We start from the raw sequence: 19,311 nt of genomic DNA, 5'->3' as shown, positions 1-19,311 counted from the left end.
TGCACACTTAAATAATGAAAAAGCGAAAGCACAGATAAGGAGAGCGGTTTTTTATACGGTATTTTTTTCCAGTAAAAAATCAATGAGCGTCCTTACACGTTTAGACTTTTGACTATTTTGTAAATAGTAGAGATAAACAGGAGGGAATGTTCTCCAATATGGCTTGAGCACAGGAATAAAATTTTCCTGATCAGGCTGTTGTTTTAAATTTATTAAAAAAATTCGACCGATACCGATACCTTGCCGAATTGCATCCATATTGACTTCTATATCATTAGCAACAAAAGAGACAGGCATTTCAACACTAATTTCTTTTCCATCTTCTTGTAAAAGCAATGGAGAAAGCGTATTCGCTGTTGTAAAGCGATAGCCGATTAACTGATGTTGTTTTAAATCTACAGGGTTTTGCGGAACTCCATGCTGTTCAAGATAATGTTTTGATGCGAATAATCCTTGAGTTTGTTTGGGTAAAATTTGACGTGCTACCACATGTTCTTCAATCTTATTACCAAAGCGAATACCCAGATCATAGCCCTCTTTTGAAACGTTGACAGTTCCATCGTTAATCGCAATTTCAAGTTGAATACGTGGGTATCGTTGATAGAACTCACCTAAATAGGGCTGTAAAACACTTAGATAGGCATAACGAGCTGTTGTGATTCGCACAATACCAGCAGGTTCACTCTTTAAGTCTTGAACACTTTCTAGCGCAATCGTTAATGCCTTAATTGGTTCTTGTGTGTTTTGAAACAAGTGTTGTCCCGCTTCTGTAAGCTCCAAATGACGTGTGGTGCGATTAAATAAGGGCAAGCCTATAGTTTGCTCAAGTAGTTTTAAGGACTTACTGACAGCAGGTGGGGCAGTTTCAAGTTGTCGCGCTGCTGCGGCTAAACTTCCCTCGTTGACGATAGCATGGAATACAACCAAATAATTATAAATTGAGCCATTCATATCAATACACAACTATTAACTTTTAGATACTAATGTAGTGCCAATTACCTACCTTATCAATCACAATTTTTCTGACTACCATTCATTCATGTTCAACCCCATGTGGGCTTAAGTGGCAATCTGGTTAAGACAAGCATTGTATGCGTCTCAACAGCGGGCTTAATTTTCTAAAGGTAAATATGATGAAAAAAATACTCGTAATTTCAGGACATCCCAATTTACAAGATTCGGTTGCGAATACCGCCATTCTCAATCACGTAACAACTGCACTCCCTCATGCAAAAATTCGTAAGTTAGATGAACTTTACCCAGATGAAGTTTTCGATATTGAGCTTGAACAACAAGCACTGTTAGCTGCGGACATCATTGTGTGGCAATTTCCATTTCATTGGTATGCATTACCAGCGCTGCTTAAAAAATGGCTAGATCAGGTTTTTCTACATGGTTTTTCTCATGGCTCAAATGCGAAATTGGGCGGTAAGCAATTGATCTTGTCCTTTACCACGGGAGCTCCCGAAGTTGCTTATGCGCCAAATGCAATCATGCAACACTCACTTGAAACGCTATTGGCACCCTTCGACAGTCTTGCTGCATTATGCAATTTAGACCTACAAGCACCAGTCTATACAACAGGTGTTAGCTATCTTGCACGTGGCGATGAAAAAGGTTTACAGCAACAGACTATGGCTGCACAGGAACATGCACAACGTTTAGTGCGCCAAATTGAAAACTTATATTGAGATGTAAATATTCAGTTATTCAGTCTTTACGGCGTGATTTTACTCAGCACTTTAAATTGATACTTATGCTTTAATTTTTTGGAAATGGTTCAAATGTATTTAATCCATGTTTCTGTTGATCTCGGTGAGATCAGCGAGCAATACCATGCTCAACACATTGAATTTTTAAATCAGCAATTTGACAATAAAGTCTTTTTGACTTTTGGTCGAAATCTCTCAAAAAACAGTGCTGGGGTTATTATTGCCCAAGCTGAAAATCAAGATGAATTAGAGCGGATTGTGGCACTAGACCCTTATGTTAAACATCGGTGTGCGATCTATGAAATAGAAGAGTTTTCTCCATTAAAAATTGCAAAAGATTTTCATCTTTTTAAATAATACCTATGGAACATAAAAATGAAGCTAATGAATAAAGTCGCTTTGGTCACGGGAGGAGGCTCTGGCATCGGTCGAAAAATTGCTGAACGTTTAGCCAATGAAGGGGCAAAAGTTTTGATTATGGGACGAACACGTGCGCCTTTAGTTGAAACAAGTCAACATCAAAATATTGACTATGTCGTTGGTGATATTGCATGTTTGGAAGACATTTCAAACACGATTGCTGAGCTTAAACACCGCTTTGGTCGCTTGGATATTTTAGTGAATAATGCAGGTGTTGCTCCCGTTGTAAGTATCGAAAACTTAGATATTTTATCTTTTGATGCTATTTTTCATATCAATGTTCGTGGTCCTGTGGAGTTTATTCGTCAAAGTTTAGATTTATTGCGGGAGTCTAAAGGAAGCGTCATCAATATTGGCTCTTCGGTCAGCCAACGACCACTTGCAAACATGGCTCTATATTCGGCCAGTAAGGCAGCACTTTCAGCAATCACAAAGTCTTTGGCAAGAGAGTTGGCTGTAGAAAAAATTCGAGTAAATGCTGTTTCAGTTGGCCCAATTGATAGCCCAATTTATGAAAAAGCGGATTTATCTTTTGAAGAATCTCAGGCCCATATTGATAAAGTCAGCCAAATGATTCCGTTGGGGTATTTTGGTCAACCTGATGATGTTGCTTCGGTCGTTGCATTTTTAGCATCAGATGAAGCCAGTTTTGTGACTGGCACTGAGTATGCTGTAGATGGTGGTTTTACAGCTTAGTGAATCAATTTATTTGGCCTCAAATCTATAAAAATGACTGAGAAACCAGACATGATCTAGCATAGTTCATGTCTGGTTTTGGCTCTTAAAACTTCCATTGCACCGAGAGCGATGCATTTAAAGGATCGCCTGGTTGAATCCACATATCGCTATAGCTTGCGACATAGTAAGTTTCATCTAAAAGATTATGTACATTGAGCTGATAACGTAGCTGATCTGATGGGGCATAGTAAGCGTTTAAGTTGAGTAACGTATATTCAGGTAAGTTGAAGCCATTATCTGTACTGTGTCCACTACGTTTACCAACATAGACTGCCGTTGCGCCAACTCCAACTTTGTCTGCATTGGCAAGATCCCATTCGTAGTTGCTACTCACAGAACCACTATGTTTTGGCACATTACTCAACCTCGAACCTTTAACAAGGCTCTGGTCTTTTTCCACTTGTGCATCTGTATAGCTATAATTTGCACGGACAGAGAGTCGATCACTCAGTTGGGTTTCAATATCGAACTCTAAGCCTTTACTAGAGACTTCTCCAGCGGTGATCTGATAACTACTATCTGTTGGATCGGTAGTCAGTACATTTTCTTTATCCATTTTAAACAGGGCTAAACTGATTAAACTTTGTGGGTTTATTTGATATTTCCCACCAATTTCATAGCTTTTGCCTTTTTCAGGATTAAAAACATTGCCATTTCTGTCCATTCCACTGTTGAGGGCAAAGGATTTTCCGTAGTTGGCGTACCATGACCAACGATCATTCAGTCGGTAATTCAACCCCAAGCGTGGACTGGTTTGTTGCAAGTCTTGTTGGTTGGATGTATGTGCAAGTTTATTTTGAAAATCTTGGCTAATGTGATCAAAACGCGCACCGAACAGCACACTCCATTGATCATTCAGAAAAATTTGATCTTGTAAATTCAGTGCAAAATAGCGTTGCTGTTCTTCGGTATTAATGAAAAGAGGAAGCTCTGGCGAATACTGCCCATAATTTGGATTATAGATATCAATGCTATTTTGCACGCTACTGCTGTGGTTTCGACGCAGTTGTAATTGACGGTACTTCATTTGCCCAAGTTCAGTGCTCAAAAGTACTTCATGGCGTGCCCAGCCTTGTTGGATTTTCCCAAGTAGCTCCGTTTGAAAGAGAACATCATCACTTTTATTGTCACGATAGCGACGTTGACGTTCTAATGTCCGTCCATCACTCTGAATACGACGAGGTTCACTGGAAAAGCCTTTGAGTTGAGTATCTTTTACGCTGAGGGCATTATGCATTTTCCAGTCATCATTAAACTGATGCGCAAGTCGAAGCTGATAAAAATGATCTTTTTGAATATGATCACCATCATCAGGTTCGCCTGTAAAGGTTTTTGGGTCCATCACAAATTGTTTTTGATAACTGCTCACACCACGATCAAAAGTTCCATCTTGTCGGGTAAATTCGCTATCAAAGTCCAATTGGGTCGAATCTGAAATTTTCCATGTGAGTTGAGGGGAGAAAAACCAACGCTCACTGTGCACATGATCACGAAAACTTTGATTATCTTCATGTGCTACCGCAATACGATAAGCCACAGCATCATTTATTGGGCTAGTATGTTCAAAACTGGCACGATATTTTTCTAAACTGTTAGCACGTAAATTAACTTCTGAAGAGCTTTCCCACTGCGGTTTTTTGGTGTTGATATTGAGTAAACCGCCAGCTTCCCCGCGACCATATAAAGCAGCCATAGGACCTTTTAAAAAGTCGAGTGATTCAATATTCACCATGTCTCGCGGCGCACTGAGCCCACGGTTGACACTCAGACCATTTCTTATAATTTGTGCCCCAATATTTGGGTCTGTACTAAAACCTCTGAATGAGAAGTTATCCCAAAATCCGCCACCATAATTGGTTTGATTATAAACACCACTTACTTGTGTTAATGCGTCATCAATACGCTGTACATCTTGTTGCTGAATTAGAGCTTTAGATAACAAACTTCGACTGAAAGGTACGTCTAAAATGTCATGAGAAAACTTAGTCATTGCGGTACTTTGTTGCAAGCTTTCATCTTCAGTTTCGGCTTGCAATTGGATGGTCTTGAGTACTTCTGTAGAGGTTTCAGCCCATGTAAAAGAACTTAATAGGCTTAAATATAAACTGGAAGAAAGAAGTGTAAATTTATTCATCATGATGGAGCGTAGTTTAGATGCTGTATTGTTATGTTATAACATTTTGTTGGGTTTGTGTTAGCAATATTGGTTTAATCTCTAAAAAAATGAAATAAATCAAAAAGTATAGAAATAAATATCCATCATGACACAATTAAAAAAATGGGTTTAATTTTTCATTTCATTCTTAGCCATTTATTTAATGTCTGAGCCAAAATTCAGGTTTACTCAGATTACAGATGACGTTGTCAAGTCGTATATTTCTTGTAGACCTTAAGGCCAGACTAAAAGCTGTATGAGATTTTTATTTTAAGGTTATTTCAAAATTATTTAAAAAGCTGAGATATGTTGAATAATGTGCTTGTTCATTCTAAGAAAATTGTGAATACTCAAGCCGCAAAACTTGGGCTGTAATATTATTTTTTGGGGTTAGCAACTACTGTGAAAACGTATCCATTTTCTCGTTTACAAAAAGCATTATTGGCGGTTGGTTCATTTTCATGTCTAGGGCTGAACTCGGTATGGGTACATGCGGCAGAAGACAGTGATGTGGCACAACTCGCAATCATCACAGCGACTGCTCAAGCTGAACCAGCTGCGTATTATCAACCCAAAGTTAATTTGTCTGGCTTTGCCCAGCAAAACCTTGCAGCCATTCCTGCATCTATTAACACCGTTACTGCTGAACTGATAGCAGATCAACATGCGAAAACACTCAGCGATGTAGTAAAAAACGATGCATCTGTTGGTGATGGCTATGCACCGATTGGCTACTATGCAAACTTTGTAATGCGGGGATTTAGCCTAAATGCCGGATCAAGTTATTTACTGAACGGTAATTTGCTTCGTGGTGAGCAAAATGTAGCGCTTGAAAATAAAGAGCAAGTCGAAATACTCAAAGGCATGAGCGCGATTCAAAGTGGGATGTCGACCCCAGGTGGAGTCGTGAATTATGTAAGTAAACGCCCCAAAGATGTCCAATCTTTAACTCTTGAAGCAGATAGTCATGGCGGTAGTCGTGTGGCAACAGACTTTGGTGGATGGCTTGGAGATAATCAACAGTTTGGTTATCGTGTGAATGCAGCGTATGAAGACATTCATCCCTATGTTGAACATGCTGACGGTATACGTTTGTTTGGTTCCTTGGCTTTAGACTGGAAAATTTCAGATCGTTCAAAACTCGAATTTGATCTTGAATCACAGCGTCAAAAACAGCGTTCGGTACCGGGCTATCAGCTATTGGGCGGTGAAACTATACCGACAGGAGTGGAATGGGATCGTTTGCTAGGCTATCAAAGCTGGAGTAAACCGATCACCAATGAAAGTCTAAATACGAGTCTGAAATATAGTTATCAAATTAATGATAACTGGAGTAGCAATCTGTCGGCTTCACAAAGCCGTGTGGTCGTAGATGATTACTCAGCTTTTGCCTATACCTTTGATACTGATGGTAACTATGACATTTATGATTTCCGCAGCCCAGATGACAGTTATCTCACCCATCAATTTAAAACAGGTTTGAACGGAAAATTCAGCACTGGAGCATGGCAACATAGCCTGAGTTTAGAGTTATCACATGCTTACAAACGTCATACTCAGTATGATGCAATCAATGAATGGATAGGTTCAGGAAATATTGATCATGATCCTATTACCTATACGCCTACGGACAAAGCCTTAGGTAATCATTACAAATCATTAGATAGTCAACAAACAGCCCTCAACGTGTTGGATCAAATCAAATTGAATGATGCTTGGTCAGTTTTGCTGGGTGGTAAGCTTTTGCATTTAAATGAAAGTGCTTATGCAGCAGATGGTAACAGTATTCGCGACACTGACTTCAATCGTTTCTTACCACAGCTTGCGTTGATGTATCAGCCTTGGCAGAACACTCATCTGTATGCTTCTTATGCCAAAGGATTAAGTGATGGTAGTCAAGCGCCTGCATATACCAATAATGCTTATGCCACCTTAGCACCAAGACATTCAGTCCAGTATGAGTTGGGCCTTAAACAGCAATGGCAAACGATGTTGTTCACAGCAGCATTATTCGATTTAAGACAAGACAATCAATATACCAATAGTGCTAGTAATTATGTCACCGATGGTGAACAACACAACTTAGGTTTGGAATTGGGATTGCAAGGTCGTGTTGCTGAGAATCTAGATATGACATCGACGTTGGCGCTGACCCGTTCACGTTTAGAAAATGTACAAGCAAATGAATATGCAGGGCATCAGACCCAAAATGTACCAAAGCTACGTTTTGCCAGTCATGTGTCTTACCAAATGCCTCAAGTCGAGGGCTTACGTTTACTTGCAGGTATGCAATACAGCAGCAGTAAATACGCCAATAAAACGGGTACGGTTAAAGTTTCAGGCTATAGTGTATTTGACGCAGGTGCAGCTTATAACTTCCGTGCTTATGGTTATGATAATATGCTGCGTCTGAACGTGGACAACTTGTTCAATAAAAAATACTGGTGCGATGCAGGAAGCTTCTTCGGGGATGATTATTTATTTCTGGGCACACCACGTACAGCGCAGTTTTCATGGACTGTGAATTTTTAAGAAATACGTTTAAGTAAATAAAAAAGGCATATTCCACAATATGCCTTTTTTATCTGATGATGAATTGTCTTAGACTTTACTAAAGGGCTCTTTTCAGTCTCTATATTGGTAGCTCAATTATTTTTCGAACTGACTTGAAAGGTAATCACGATTGAGCCATTTCAAAACAACCTGTGCCAATGCTTTGGGCTGTTCCAGAGGTATCATGTGCCCCGTATTTTCAATCACAGCCAAGTCGGAACCCTTTATTTGTTGATATAATTCGTTGGCTTCATCTGCTGAACGGATTTGGTCTTGCTCACTGTAAATAATCAAAGTGGGGCACAAAATTTTTGTTGTATCCTGCTCATTTCTATTCAGCAGAGACTGTCTCACAAAGGTGTCATAGCCTAAATGCTGTCCCATTTTCTGAATCTTATGTATCAGCCTATCATTGTGATTATTTGAAGGGTGCAAGGTTTTCCGAATAGCCGTTGAACTTAAACCTTTAAATGTTTCTTTTGAACACAGTTTAATCACCATCATTTTCTGCTGTCTTTGCTGTGCTGTATCAGAACGTAGTGAGGATGCAATGAGAATCAATGCAGAAACTTGCTCTGGAAACTGCTCCACTATAGACCTTGCAACATAGCCACCTAAAGAAAAACCGATCAAGATAAATTTTGGAGGTAAAGAGCGGATCATATATTGAGCAATTTCGGGGATGGAATTTCCATGCGATAAATTGGCTCGAATCAATTGCCATTCTGAGGGCAGCTCCTGCACAAAGTCATCCCATAAAGATTGATCTAACATAAAGCCTGAAATCAAAACTACAGCTAAAGATTGTTTTATCATTGGCTTATTCATTTCTGAGGATGTTTTAAAACCACTAGATATATTGACGAAATAACGCTGCGGCGATGATGCCAGAGGCAATTGCAAGCAATGGCTTTTTCACCACCAACATCACGACAAGTGTCGTTAATAAGGCCAATCGCGCGCCATTATCGCCCTCAACAGCAATCGGAGCTAAAAGTGCGACCAGTACAGAGCCTGACATTGCAGTAATAAACCGTTGAGCAGTATCAGTGATGGGGACATAAGACATAATAAATACGCCACCCCAACGTGTAACCAGTGTGACGAGGGCCATAATTGCGATGATGGTCAACGGATATGCTGTACTTAGCTCTATATTCATATTTTTTTCTCTTTCCAAAGCAAACCAATAACACCACCTGCAAGTGCGCCGATGACCACATGACTATTTTTCGGCAAATACCAATAAGCCAATAGTGAAATACAAGCAGATGCAGCCCAAATCAACACCATACGTAGATCTTTTTTTCCACCTACAACCATTGCCAATAAGAAGCAAGACATAACCATATCAAGCCCAAAAGCATTTGGATTTTGAATGCTATGCCCAAAATACAAGCCAAGCCATGTACCTATAATCCATGCGACCCAAAGTGCTAAACCTCCGCCAAATAACAATCCAAAACCAGATTGACCTCGGCTAAAGGCTTGTAAAGATAAAGCCCAGTTTGCATCCGAGATCACAAGCAGAACACCGTATCTTTTCATTGGAGAAAGATGGCGTAACCACGGGTAAAGAGAAGCCCCCATTAAAAGATGACGTGCATTAATAAAGAAAACGGTAATCATCAACGGAAACAATGATATTTGTTCGCCCCATAATTCCAAAGTTGCAAATTGGGAAGCGCCTGCAAAAACCAAGGCGCTCATTAACATACTGGAATCGTTACTTAAACCTGTATGTGTCGAGGCCAATCCAAAGGCTGCACCAAAAATCACAACGAAAAGTGAAATAGGCAATAAGCTTTTAAAGCCAGACCAAACATCTGAAGTGTTGAGGCTATATATCTCTTGGGTTGTATTAGACAAAGCTATTTCCTTTTCATTATCAGTCGTATGTCTCAAGTTAGGGCGTGAGTCGCAGAGTGGCATCAATACAACTTGATACTTTGTAAGACTTGATCTGTTGTAAATTATGCACTTAGAAAGAGAAAAAGAAAAACGCATAAAACTTAAGTATACTATTTGAAAATCGAATAGGTGGGGCGGTCTTGAACTTAAAAGATTTGCAGATTGACTGGTTAAAGTGCTTTGTCACAGTGGTTGATATGGGAACGTTGTCTCATGCCGCTCCTGAGCTTTATCGTTCACAGTCGGCGGTAAGTATGCAGCTCAAAAAACTAGAAGATGCGCTACAGTGTCAACTTCTCATCAGGTCCCATCGACAGATTGAATTGACCGCAGAAGGGCAGCTTCTTTTAGGTTATGCAAGACGGATTTTGGATTTACATTATGAAACGCAACAAGCTTTTCATAAAGATGAGTTAGTGGGGCGAATTCGACTGGGGGTCCCTGATGATTATGCTGCGCAATATCTCACACCTGTATTAAAGCGCTTTGCACCACGTTATGGAGGCGTTGAAATCGAACTCTATTGTGAACAATCCACTTCCTTGATTCCGCGTGTGGATAGTGGAGACTTGGATTTAGCCTTGATTTCTCGTGATGATCCTCGGCAGGGTACTTTGCTGTTCCACGAACCAATGGTCTGGGTCGGCTCACCACAATTTGATATTTGGAAAAATGACCCGCTACCTATAGCTGTTTATGAAAGTGCTAGTCTAGCTAAACACAGTGCAATTCATTCACTCGCTTTACAGGGACGTCGTTATAAGGTGGTTTATCACAGTTCTAGCTTAGTTGGGCAGATCGCTGCTGTTGAAAGTGGTTTGGCTGTCGCTGTCTTGACCAAATGTAGCGTGCCATCTCATTTAGATATTTTAGGTGCGGAACAGGGTTTAGGGCCTTTGGAGCCGATGGAAGTATCGGTCTATCGTAGTCGTATCTCACAGGGCTCTAAAGCCGTAGATCACCTTTATGAGCTGTTAATTAAAACCTTGCGACAATCAACGGCCTATTAAAAAGTCTGACATTATATTTGAAAGAAAAAAGTATATGAATAGGTTAAATGTCTATGTGTGTTTTCAATATTTTGAGTGTATACAGATCCCTATATATATTCATGATGTTGGGTTTTAGTATCCACTTGAGTTAAAAGCAATAACTGCAGGATATACAGGACTTATTCATCCGACATGGACATCAAATACTTTGGCTTCTCACTTATAGTCCCGATCTGAATCCTATTGGAAAATGTGGGAGTGGGTGAAGAAAAAAGAAGAGAATGGTTGGTTGATTCGATAGATATACTTTTCAAGTTGCTTTTTAGTATTTGTATGGAAAATTAAGCGGTTTCACTATAATATGATTATTATGCTAGTCTATAACTTTTTCTAATTATTAATCAATTAGTTGATACCTCTGTCTCTAAAGCAGAAGGATTATTTTTATGCTGTGTTTATTGGTCAAAAAACTCAGCCCAATCCGCCATCAAACTCTTACATTTTGGAGCTAACATGCAATTAGGCCTAAAAAGATTATGTACAACGGTTTTGATGACATTAATTATTTCTCAAGTTCAAGCGGGAGATAAGGTTACTGAAAATGTAACAAATAATATGTTTGCATTAAAACAACGCATAGAAAGCTATTTAAATAATGGGGTATATGTAACCAAGGCAGATGAAAAAAATATTAATTTATTCAAAGATAAAGTAGAGGAAATTCAAATTGATGGTTCTAGGCTTCGTTCAGAGAATGAAAATTTGGATACTAAACAGCTCATAAGAAAATTTAAAGATGAAACAAAATCTATAGTTTATTTAGATATTTATGTGATTAGTGATAAATTAACTAAATCTAATATTGGTTTATGTGGCAAATATAAAATTGTTCGATTGGATGGTAAAGAACTTATCTCGAAAGCCTTTGTTGAATATAAATATGAGTCAACTTTAGCAAATCAGATGTATGGCGGTGACAGTAAAATATGTAAGATAAATTAGAATTCTCTAATTTAACGTCGAAGTCATTGATGACTTTTATAAAGGTGTTGTTCAAAAATAAGTATTCAATGGAGGGAAATAAAAGCAAAAGTAATCTGATTCTTGCTTTTATTTTCTGATGTACGCTTTTGATAGCCATTTTAATGTGCAGTTTCATTGAATTAGAGTATGTGTATTCCTATAATTTTTATACTCAAAAATAAAAGTTTCTGTGATATTTGAAAAATTGAGTAAAATATCAGCAAAAGCCTTAATTTTTATACGCAACGTTCTATTCAGCACGAATCCATATTTGTGTGCCACCTAAAAGTGGGTTTAAAAGATAACCTCGTAATTTTAATTTTTGACCATCTGGCATTATCTCTACATTCAATTGATAAGTCCGCCCTGAATCAGGGTCAATCACAGAACCTCCTTCAAAGGTATTGTTTGAAATATGCTTTAGATTTTTGATCAAAGCCACACCTTGTAGTTTTTTCCCTTTGAGTTCACCGCCACAGGTTACACATGAATTCACATTTTGTGTTTGTAAAACTTCAGCAACTCGGCCTGAGTAAGTTCCATCTTTTCCTTTACTGAATTGGATAATATTCAGTGGCTTTCCTGTTTTATCATTGATCGCTTTCCACTTTGTCCCATTTAAATCAGCGGACCATGTAAATGTTGTAACTAACGTCGTAAAGGTAAAGATGAGCGCTTTTTTCATAAACTTATGCCTCGAAATTGAATCAGTCCGTGTAGCATATCCAATCCAATAACAAGGCCATTCATCCAAAAATGACAAGATATATTCGAAACACGCCAAATTCGGTTTTTCATATACACATAATATTTATAGACCTTTTACGAAAGCGAGCAGTTAAGGCGCTAAAATGCTGTTTTTGCAAGCAGTCAATTACTTACAAGAGTCTATATGTTCGCCAGAAAAACCAAGTTTACTCAGGCTGAACACCACAGGTATTAATGGTCATTGCTACCATGACGTAATGACCAACCAACATACAAAATTCAACAACTTGGTCATCATTAAAGTATTTTTTGAGCTGCTGAAATTGTGTGTTATTTAAAGTTTTATCCGTGAGTAAAGCATCTACACTGTTGATCATCGTAGCGAGTTTGTCATCCCATAATTTAGAATGATCTAGCGTAATAGACTCAACAATATGATTTTCAATACCGAGTTCTGCTGCAAAATGGGTATGGTGTTTCCATTCATAAGAACACTGTAGTTTCCAAGCAATTCTAAGGATAATTAGCTCTTTATCAACGCGACCAATATTTCCTTTAAATAAAATACTTTTCATAAAAAAAAGATAATTGGGAAATAGTTTATCTAAACGAGCCAATACGCCAAACACATTCAGTGGTACTTCAGACTTTGCGCCATATTGCGTGACTTTAAGAAAAACCTTCTGCGTGAGATTGGACTGAGAAAGGGATAATGGTGCAATTCGAACTTGCTCATTTTTCCATTTTGGTGGGGTAATGTTTAAAGCATTCATCGTTTACTCCTTAAAATTTATAGGCAATTTTTAATGCATAGGCCCATGCAGTGCTGTCTTTAAATTCAGCAATATAGTTGTCAGTACCTTTTTGGCTAGCAGATTGGATTTTGCCATCACCGAACATAAAGTAACGAACTCCTAAGCTGATGTCGTAATTGCTAGCAGGGCTGAATTTTGCACCGAGTCCGACATTCCAGTAACCATCCACAGGGCCAAGCATAGATACAGGTTCACCCGTACCACTGTCCCAGCCTAAAGAAACGCTACCTACAAATTTCTCATGCAGTTTTCGAGCAACCCCGACAGTTACAGAATATTGATCTTCTGGATATTCCAGCAGATTTAGACCATTACTCAGTTTTCCAAACCAATATGGTTGAATGGTAAAATCTTTCCAATTAACCCAGCGTAGTTGGGTAAATGCTAGGGTATTGTGTGCGATTCCTGTTTGAAGGTCTAAATTGACAGATTGAGGGGTTTCGATGGTTGTTTTGCCCGTATTGGGTAGGTCAGACAAAACGGCACTTGCACGAGTCTCTTTAATATCCAAATCATGTTCGATTTTAGAACGATAGGTTAGAGATGTTTTGAGGGCAATTTCTGGGATTTCATAACTCAAACCAGTCACCCAGCCAACACCATTACTGTCATTGACTTCAATGTTGTACAAACCAAATGCTGCGGGGCCACCATTGGCATAACCGCGTAGTTTTGCTGATGCCGAAACGGTCTGATACGCAGGGCCTGCATAGATTTGAAAGCGGTCATTGAGTTTATAACCAAGTAACATCGTGAGATTTTCTGTACTGACTTCTGCCTGTGTAGCTTCACCATTGAGGCTAAATACAGGTGCTTGCTGTACTGGATACTCTGAATCTGTTCCAAAAGGCTGATCATAAAGCAGACCAAATGCTAGATGATCTGTGAGTTGAAGTTTCAACCCAGCAAAGGGTGCATTGTAGCTTTTACCAATGTTTGAGATTTCCGCATTTGCACCAACAGGGAAGTTAGGGCTAACTTGACCTTCTGCTGTTGGTGATAAAACAGATATCCCTGCTTCAAAATAATTATTGGGTTGCAGAAAAGCGGCAACAGATTGTGTGGTTCGTTCCAATCCTGCTGCTGTGGCTAGACTAAAAGGTAAAATACTGAGGCCAGCACTTGCGAGAATATGATAAACGAGAGCAGTTTTTTTCATGTCGAATTCCTTAACTTCTTAGGTCTTGCTCCTCAAGACAAGTGATCAGTCTAAGGTGTTCTGATTTGAGAGAGGTGGTGCTAGCGTCTCAATGCAATAGTGCTATCGTCTCAAATTGGGTGCTTTGCCATTGTTTAGGGGGCATACCGAAGTAATCTTGAAAAGACTTAATAAAGTTAGAAGGATGACTAAAACCGAGGGTATAAGCCAAGTGGCTTACAGTCCCTTTGTTTTGTAGAAGATATTTACTGGCAAAGTCCATACGCACTTGCTGAATCAGATCTTCATAGTTGGTGTGATAGACATGCAACTTTCTAAAAAAAGTACTGCGTGAGGTAAATAACAATGCTGCGAGATCTTCAGCTTTTAACGGTTGATGAAGATGGCTATGAATCAAACTGAGCACTCTAAATATCCAATATTTTTTAACCCTAAAAAAATCTTTAAATTGTGATTCTGCCTGTTGTTTTAATTGCAAAAATTCAGATGAGCTATTAGAACTTACAGCTTGTCCAATGTTTGAGCTATGTTTAGGATCATGGATAATAAGTTGTGTTTCAGGTTGATTCCATGAAATTGAACAGGGTAGAAAATGGAGTTGTTTGGCATGGCTCGGTATTGAAAACTCAAAATGGAGCTGTAAGTTCTCAATATCAAACAATTGGCTAAGCAGTCGAATGAGTAAGATGCTGATGACTTCCTGACTATATTGATAAATGTCCCCTAGAGGGATCATTTTACGATAGCGAATCACAAAATAATCTTGATCCTTTTCAACCTTAAACCATAATGCAGGATCAATTAGCACGCTATATCTTTCCAATACATAGAGTGCATCCTTGAGTGTTGGACAGTGCTGTAATAGTTGACCAACGAGGCCTAAATCCTGTAATTGAATATGCTGTCCGACTTTGATGGACAATTGATTCAAATCAAGTGCTGAGAGGCAATTTCCCACCAAAATACTCATTTCTGAATAGGTCAATTTAAAATGAGGATCACGTAATTGCTGAATACACAGTTCTAATTGCGCAAAAATCACATCTTCAGAAATATGCTCTTGCAGACACAACTCTACGATCGCCCGAGGAATATAACTCGGTAAGAACGATTCATGAAAATCAATGTGCATCTTTAGACCTCTTCTGATTGAACTAAACGGTGTTCATGGCTGAGAGGTTCTAAGCGTTGAATGAGTAGACCAAAAATAAAAGAAAATACATACATAAACAGTGAATACACTGCCGCAGGCATTGCAATGGTGGTATTCATCAGCACAGTTAGCGCAATTGTCATTGCCAAAGTGCTGTTATGTAAGCCAATTTCAAAGGCGCAAGCACGGGCTTGGTAGCTATTAATCTTAAACAAACGAGGGACAAAATAACCCACAGCCAAACTAGAAAAACAAAATAAAGCACTGGCAATACCGACTTGTTCTAGATAATTAGCAAGGTTTTGACGCTCTAAGAAAATCGCACCAGAGATGATCAAGATCAGGAAAATCACTGAGAAAATTTTTACAGGTTTTTCTAATTTGTGCGCAATATTGGGAGAAAGGTGTCGAATGCACATACCAATGAGGACAGGCACAATAATAATCAGAAACACTTGGATGATTTTACTGAATTGTAAGCCCAGTACTTGATGATTCTCTGAAAAGAATGTAATCGCAAAATTGGCAATCAAAGGCAGTGTAAAGGCAGCCAAAACTGAGTTGATGGCTGTTAAAGAAATATTAAGTGCAACATCACCTTTGAATAAATGGCTATATAGATTCGCTGTTGGCCCACCAGGTGTCGCAGAAAGTAGCATTAAACCAATCGCTAGCAATGGGGGGAGTTTTAATACATGACAAATGGTAAAGGCGATGCCAACCAAGAGTACCAATTGACAAAATAAAGCCACTAAAATGGCTTTAGGATGTTTGCTGACACGTAAAAAGTCTTTAGGTGTTAATTCTAAGCCTAAGCCGACCATAATAATTGCCAATGCTGCTGGCAAAAGAACGGTAATAATACTGAGCTGTCCCATGCGTTTATCCTAACTGGGATACAGCAAACGCAATCCTTGTGAGTTGAACGGTCATGATCGACTGTTTTCGTGATTATTCGATTTTACTCATTTCGATGGTAAGTAATTGGACGAATAATAGATTGTACGCCTTGCTGAATCACTTCATGCTGAATAGTGCTTTGCAATCAAAATTAATGTTTAGGCAAAGCACCAAAAAAGAAGAAAAATAAATACGGTTTGTAAGTTTCTCGCTATTCATCTCAGTGAATGACTTATCCACAAATGTATTGAGCAGTACCCATTTTTCTTTCCAAATCTGTTGCTGAATTTTTGATTGTGAATTCAGTATTAAATACATTAACGCAAGTTTAATTGCGTTAGCAATAGGTTGTGCTATATTTAATGCAAGTTTTGTTGCTTTAAATGGTTGGAGATATGAGTAATGTCGACAAGGTGCCTACTGCACTGATCGTAGAAGGCGGTGGTTTACGTGGGATATTTTCAGCAGGTGTGCTAGATGCTTTTATTGAAAATAACTTCTATCCCTTTGAAATTTATATCGGTGTTTCTTCAGGATCGGGTGTTATTGCCAGTTATTTATCAGGAAAATTAGGACGAATGTCAGCAGTTTTTTCTGATTATGCACGGCGACCACAAAGTATATCTATTGTTCGCTTTCTAAGTGGTGGTCATCTGATGGATTTGGATTGGCTATGGGAGATTACACTCAAAGAGTTACCACTTGATTATGATACGATTTTTGAGCGAAAGTCACAGTTTTTCATTGGCTTAACCTCTGTTGCAACGGGGACTGCGGTATATATGCAACCAACCCCTGAAAATTTTATTGATTTGGTAAAAGCGTCCTGTGCTATTCCAATGGTTTATCGAAATTTTCCTTTGATTGATACTCAGCCGATGGTTGATGGGAGTATTGCGGATTCACTTCCAGTACAAGCAGCGATTGCACAAGGTGCTCAGCGAATTATGGTGATTCGATCTCGACATCAGCATTATCAGAAAACATGGAATCCCATCACACATCTCGTGGCTGCCTATGCTTTACGAAAAAGCCCAGCACTCAAAGCGACTTTCGCACAACGTACCACTCGCTATAATCAAACTCTTGCACTCATGCGAAATCCGCCATTGGGTGTGGAAATCCTAGAAATATGTCCACCAAAGGCATACAAAGCAAGTCTATTTGGGCGAAGTGCCGTACATTTGGAACATGGTTATGCGCTTGGATTAAAAGCAGGTCAGCAAGCAATGGCGCAATGGAAAAATCGTATGTAGGCAGACAGCATTACACGTCGCTTTCTCTATAACCTACTACTCATACTTAGGTTGAATTAGTATGATTAATATTAAATGCTTGTGGTGTTTGATTTAAATATTAATCTAGGATTTCAAATAAATCACGATCACGTAAAATCGACTGTACACGCTGCTGAATCATTTCATCACTGATTGGTCGCTGTAATAAAAAATAATGGGTCAGTAGAGGTCCAACGACCTCTGAAAAAACGCGATATTGATCATATTTTTTTGGCCATTCACCACGTTCTATCGCATGTTCAAAAATACTTTGACCAATGCGGATCCTATCTTCCCAAAGTTGAAGATTGAGTGCTTTAAACTCAGGAACAGTATGGGCTGTAAATCCAAGAAAAATCAGTGTACTTCCAATCGGTGTTTGAATGAGCTGCACGATGGAACGCATATTGTGTTCTAAATCTTTGACCAAACTTCCTGAGTCAATTGTTGTCAATTGTGAGTTTGCAAACTCGGAAATCGTATCCAAAATTAATTCTTCACGTGTCGGCCAGCGGCGATAAATCGTAGTTTCATGTACTTCAGCACGTTTTGCCACAGCAGCAATGCTAAACGCCAAATATCCATTTTCGCTGAGCTCTAATAACGCTTTTTCCAATACTGTATTTCTGACTCGGGCACTACGTCCTCCTGTACGGCGTTTCACTTCAGGTTGCTCAGTTTCTTTCTTTGATTCAGTCATTACAAATAATTTTCCAGCATGGTTTGCTCTATAAGTTCAATATCTTAAAGCAAAAATCCTCATTTTCCGTATTCATTATGAATCTGGTACGAAATAAATTAACGCAAGTGCACTTGCATTAACAAGATATTTTGTTATATTTAATGCAAGTTTTATTGCTTTAATGAGTTTCACAAGACATGAGGTAGGTGAAAAATGGCAATTGGATACAAACAAAAACCGCAAGGTGTATTAGAAAAACTCTATCGCTTTGTGTCAGAGCAAGGATCGAAGCTCACCCCAAATACCGATGATGTCTTGTTGAAAGATGCGCAAGACGGTTTTCGTAAAGCACAACGTATCGCATATGACTGTGTGACCGAAGTTGGGAAAAAACTGCATCATGGAATGACTGAAATCGAAGCAGCTGATTTGCTCGATCAGTATCTAAAAGCCGCTGGCTGTGACCGTTATATTCATCGACCTTTTGCTTGGTTTGGCGAGCATACTCGTTTTGATCCTTATCAAGGCTATGGTGAATATCATCCTAGTGATAAGCAGTTGAAGCAGGGCGATGTGGTGATTTTAGATGTTTCACCTGTGGTGAATGGTTACACCGCTGACGTCGGCTATACCACGAGCTTAGAACGGCATGAAGAATTAAAACAGGCACAAGATTTTCTATTGAATTTGCGAGCAGATTTGCCTCGTATGTTTGAATCTAGCATGACACCAAAAGAAATTTGGGCGGCAGTTGATCGCAAAATTGCAGATGAAGGCTATGACAATATCCATGCGAAATATCCATTCTGCGTATTAGGGCATCGTGTATTCAAGATAAAAAAACAAGCAGCTAAAGCCAAGCGTATTCAAGTCGGTTCTATGGGCTGGTTTTCAGTTGAAACCAATTTGAAATTTTTAAAAACTGGATTCAATGCTGCTTTATCCCCTGAAAATGTAGGCTCAAAAATCGGCTTATGGGCAATTGAGCCACATATCGGTTGGTCAGGTGCAGGCGCTAAGTTTGAAGAAATTTTAGTGGTCGATCATCAGGGTGCACGTTGGTTAGATGATGATGTACCGCATCTACACTCGAACAATCACGTCGTTAAGCAG

The 19,311-nt window shown here is 39.0% G+C and carries 19 protein-coding genes; 8 read left to right on the top strand and 11 right to left on the bottom strand.

The annotated features are described in order from the left end of the window. Positions 1-51 precede the first annotated feature (51 nt). Positions 52-951 (bottom strand): LysR family transcriptional regulator, encoded by a 900-nt coding sequence (locus B4F08_RS08285; RefSeq protein WP_291374108.1) that lies wholly within the window; start codon positions 949-951, stop codon positions 52-54. Positions 952-1,133: 182 nt separating this feature from the next. On the opposite strand from B4F08_RS08285, the gene B4F08_RS08280 reads away from it, so the two are divergent. The 3 genes from B4F08_RS08280 (at position 1,134) to B4F08_RS08270 (ending at position 2,828) form a co-directional block, all read left to right on the top strand. Next, positions 1,134-1,691, top strand: a complete 558-nt coding sequence (locus B4F08_RS08280; RefSeq protein ID WP_291374107.1) for an NAD(P)H-dependent oxidoreductase — start codon at positions 1,134-1,136, stop codon at positions 1,689-1,691. A 93-nt stretch (positions 1,692-1,784) separates the two neighbouring features. Then, positions 1,785-2,069: a YciI family protein gene (locus B4F08_RS08275; RefSeq protein ID WP_291374106.1), complete on the top strand. Its 285-nt coding sequence runs from the start codon at positions 1,785-1,787 to the stop codon at positions 2,067-2,069. A gap of 18 nt (positions 2,070-2,087) precedes the next feature. Next, on the top strand, positions 2,088-2,828 hold the full coding sequence (locus B4F08_RS08270; RefSeq protein WP_291374105.1) for an SDR family NAD(P)-dependent oxidoreductase: 741 nt from the start codon (positions 2,088-2,090) through the stop codon (positions 2,826-2,828). An 85-nt stretch (positions 2,829-2,913) separates the two neighbouring features. Here the strand turns inward: B4F08_RS08270 and B4F08_RS08265 are convergent, their stop codons facing one another. Next, the gene (locus tag B4F08_RS08265) at positions 2,914-5,007 is read right to left on the bottom strand and encodes a TonB-dependent siderophore receptor (protein WP_291374104.1); all 2,094 of its coding nucleotides are present in this window, start codon (positions 5,005-5,007) and stop codon (positions 2,914-2,916) included. Positions 5,008-5,427: 420 nt separating this feature from the next. Here B4F08_RS08265 and B4F08_RS08260 point away from each other — a divergent pair, with 420 nt between their 5' ends. Continuing rightward, positions 5,428-7,557, top strand: coding sequence for a TonB-dependent siderophore receptor (locus tag B4F08_RS08260; RefSeq protein ID WP_291374103.1), 2,130 nt, complete (start codon positions 5,428-5,430; stop codon positions 7,555-7,557). Positions 7,558-7,674: 117 nt separating this feature from the next. Here B4F08_RS08260 and B4F08_RS08255 read toward each other — a convergent pair whose 3' ends face one another. Genes B4F08_RS08255 through B4F08_RS08245 form a run of 3 tightly spaced genes read right to left on the bottom strand, consistent with a single transcriptional unit; the run spans position 7,675 to position 9,447 of the window. Then, entirely contained in the window at positions 7,675-8,394 is a 720-nt protein-coding gene (locus B4F08_RS08255; RefSeq protein ID WP_291374102.1) for an alpha/beta fold hydrolase, read from the bottom strand. A 34-nt stretch (positions 8,395-8,428) separates the two neighbouring features. Beyond that, positions 8,429-8,740: an AzlD family protein gene (locus tag B4F08_RS08250; RefSeq protein WP_110975074.1), complete on the bottom strand. Its 312-nt coding sequence runs from the start codon at positions 8,738-8,740 to the stop codon at positions 8,429-8,431. Continuing rightward, complete coding sequence (locus B4F08_RS08245) at positions 8,737-9,447, bottom strand: AzlC family ABC transporter permease (RefSeq protein ID WP_086210497.1); 711 nt, start codon at positions 9,445-9,447, stop codon at positions 8,737-8,739. The genes B4F08_RS08250 and B4F08_RS08245 overlap by 4 nt, the downstream gene beginning before the upstream one ends. 182 nt (positions 9,448-9,629) lie before the next feature. On the opposite strand from B4F08_RS08245, the gene B4F08_RS08240 reads away from it, so the two are divergent. Both B4F08_RS08240 and B4F08_RS08235 read left to right on the top strand, forming a co-directional pair. Then, complete coding sequence (locus B4F08_RS08240; protein ID WP_291374101.1) at positions 9,630-10,499, top strand: LysR family transcriptional regulator; 870 nt, start codon at positions 9,630-9,632, stop codon at positions 10,497-10,499. A 495-nt stretch (positions 10,500-10,994) separates the two neighbouring features. Continuing rightward, complete coding sequence (locus tag B4F08_RS08235; RefSeq protein WP_291374100.1) at positions 10,995-11,483, top strand: hypothetical protein; 489 nt, start codon at positions 10,995-10,997, stop codon at positions 11,481-11,483. Between the two features lie 271 nt (positions 11,484-11,754). On the opposite strand, the gene B4F08_RS08230 is transcribed toward B4F08_RS08235, so the two are convergent. From B4F08_RS08230 to B4F08_RS08210, 5 genes are all read right to left on the bottom strand, one after another. Continuing rightward, a complete protein-coding gene (locus B4F08_RS08230; RefSeq protein ID WP_291374099.1) occupies positions 11,755-12,189 on the bottom strand; it encodes a DUF2147 domain-containing protein in 435 nt (144 codons plus the stop codon). 229 nt (positions 12,190-12,418) lie between these two features. Then, positions 12,419-12,985 (bottom strand): carboxymuconolactone decarboxylase family protein, encoded by a 567-nt coding sequence (locus B4F08_RS08225; RefSeq protein ID WP_291374098.1) that lies wholly within the window; start codon positions 12,983-12,985, stop codon positions 12,419-12,421. 10 nt (positions 12,986-12,995) lie between these two features. Next, positions 12,996-14,186, bottom strand: a complete 1,191-nt coding sequence (locus B4F08_RS08220; protein WP_291374097.1) for an OmpP1/FadL family transporter — start codon at positions 14,184-14,186, stop codon at positions 12,996-12,998. An 88-nt stretch (positions 14,187-14,274) separates the two neighbouring features. Continuing rightward, a complete protein-coding gene (locus B4F08_RS08215) occupies positions 14,275-15,318 on the bottom strand; it encodes a helix-turn-helix transcriptional regulator (protein WP_291374096.1) in 1,044 nt (347 codons plus the stop codon). Positions 15,319-15,320: 2 nt separating this feature from the next. Beyond that, a complete protein-coding gene (locus tag B4F08_RS08210) occupies positions 15,321-16,217 on the bottom strand; it encodes a bile acid:sodium symporter family protein (RefSeq protein WP_291374095.1) in 897 nt (298 codons plus the stop codon). A gap of 417 nt (positions 16,218-16,634) precedes the next feature. On the opposite strand from B4F08_RS08210, the gene B4F08_RS08205 reads away from it, so the two are divergent. Continuing rightward, entirely contained in the window at positions 16,635-17,495 is an 861-nt protein-coding gene (locus B4F08_RS08205) for a patatin-like phospholipase family protein (RefSeq protein WP_291374094.1), read from the top strand. Positions 17,496-17,595: 100 nt separating this feature from the next. Here B4F08_RS08205 and B4F08_RS08200 read toward each other — a convergent pair whose 3' ends face one another. Next, positions 17,596-18,216: a TetR/AcrR family transcriptional regulator gene (locus tag B4F08_RS08200; RefSeq protein ID WP_291374093.1), complete on the bottom strand. Its 621-nt coding sequence runs from the start codon at positions 18,214-18,216 to the stop codon at positions 17,596-17,598. Positions 18,217-18,411: 195 nt separating this feature from the next. Here B4F08_RS08200 and B4F08_RS08195 point away from each other — a divergent pair. After that, positions 18,412-19,311, top strand: a 900-nt coding sequence (locus B4F08_RS08195; protein WP_291374092.1) for a M24 family metallopeptidase, incomplete at its 3' end; no start/stop codon positions are given.

The sequence above is a fragment of the Acinetobacter sp. UBA6720 genome (genome assembly GCF_002454215.1).
Lineage (GTDB): Bacteria > Pseudomonadota > Gammaproteobacteria > Pseudomonadales > Moraxellaceae > Acinetobacter.
Note: the sequence above shows the minus strand (reverse complement) of the source record. Positions and strands in the feature narration are given on the sequence as shown.

Coding starts and splice junctions, on each gene's coding strand:
- B4F08_RS08285 (WP_291374108.1), bottom strand. CDS start 951: ATGAATGGCTCAATTTATAATTATTTGGTTGTATTCCATGCTATCGTC.
- B4F08_RS08280 (WP_291374107.1), top strand. CDS start 1,134: ATGAAAAAAATACTCGTAATTTCAGGACATCCCAATTTACAAGATTCG.
- B4F08_RS08275 (WP_291374106.1), top strand. CDS start 1,785: ATGTATTTAATCCATGTTTCTGTTGATCTCGGTGAGATCAGCGAGCAA.
- B4F08_RS08270 (WP_291374105.1), top strand. CDS start 2,088: ATGAAGCTAATGAATAAAGTCGCTTTGGTCACGGGAGGAGGCTCTGGC.
- B4F08_RS08265 (WP_291374104.1), bottom strand. CDS start 5,007: ATGATGAATAAATTTACACTTCTTTCTTCCAGTTTATATTTAAGCCTA.
- B4F08_RS08255 (WP_291374102.1), bottom strand. CDS start 8,394: ATGATAAAACAATCTTTAGCTGTAGTTTTGATTTCAGGCTTTATGTTA.
- B4F08_RS08250 (WP_110975074.1), bottom strand. CDS start 8,740: ATGAATATAGAGCTAAGTACAGCATATCCGTTGACCATCATCGCAATT.
- B4F08_RS08235 (WP_291374100.1), top strand. CDS start 10,995: ATGCAATTAGGCCTAAAAAGATTATGTACAACGGTTTTGATGACATTA.
- B4F08_RS08230 (WP_291374099.1), bottom strand. CDS start 12,189: ATGAAAAAAGCGCTCATCTTTACCTTTACGACGTTAGTTACAACATTT.
- B4F08_RS08225 (WP_291374098.1), bottom strand. CDS start 12,985: ATGAATGCTTTAAACATTACCCCACCAAAATGGAAAAATGAGCAAGTT.
- B4F08_RS08220 (WP_291374097.1), bottom strand. CDS start 14,186: ATGAAAAAAACTGCTCTCGTTTATCATATTCTCGCAAGTGCTGGCCTC.
- B4F08_RS08215 (WP_291374096.1), bottom strand. CDS start 15,318: ATGCACATTGATTTTCATGAATCGTTCTTACCGAGTTATATTCCTCGG.
- B4F08_RS08210 (WP_291374095.1), bottom strand. CDS start 16,217: ATGGGACAGCTCAGTATTATTACCGTTCTTTTGCCAGCAGCATTGGCA.
- B4F08_RS08205 (WP_291374094.1), top strand. CDS start 16,635: ATGAGTAATGTCGACAAGGTGCCTACTGCACTGATCGTAGAAGGCGGT.
- B4F08_RS08200 (WP_291374093.1), bottom strand. CDS start 18,216: ATGACTGAATCAAAGAAAGAAACTGAGCAACCTGAAGTGAAACGCCGT.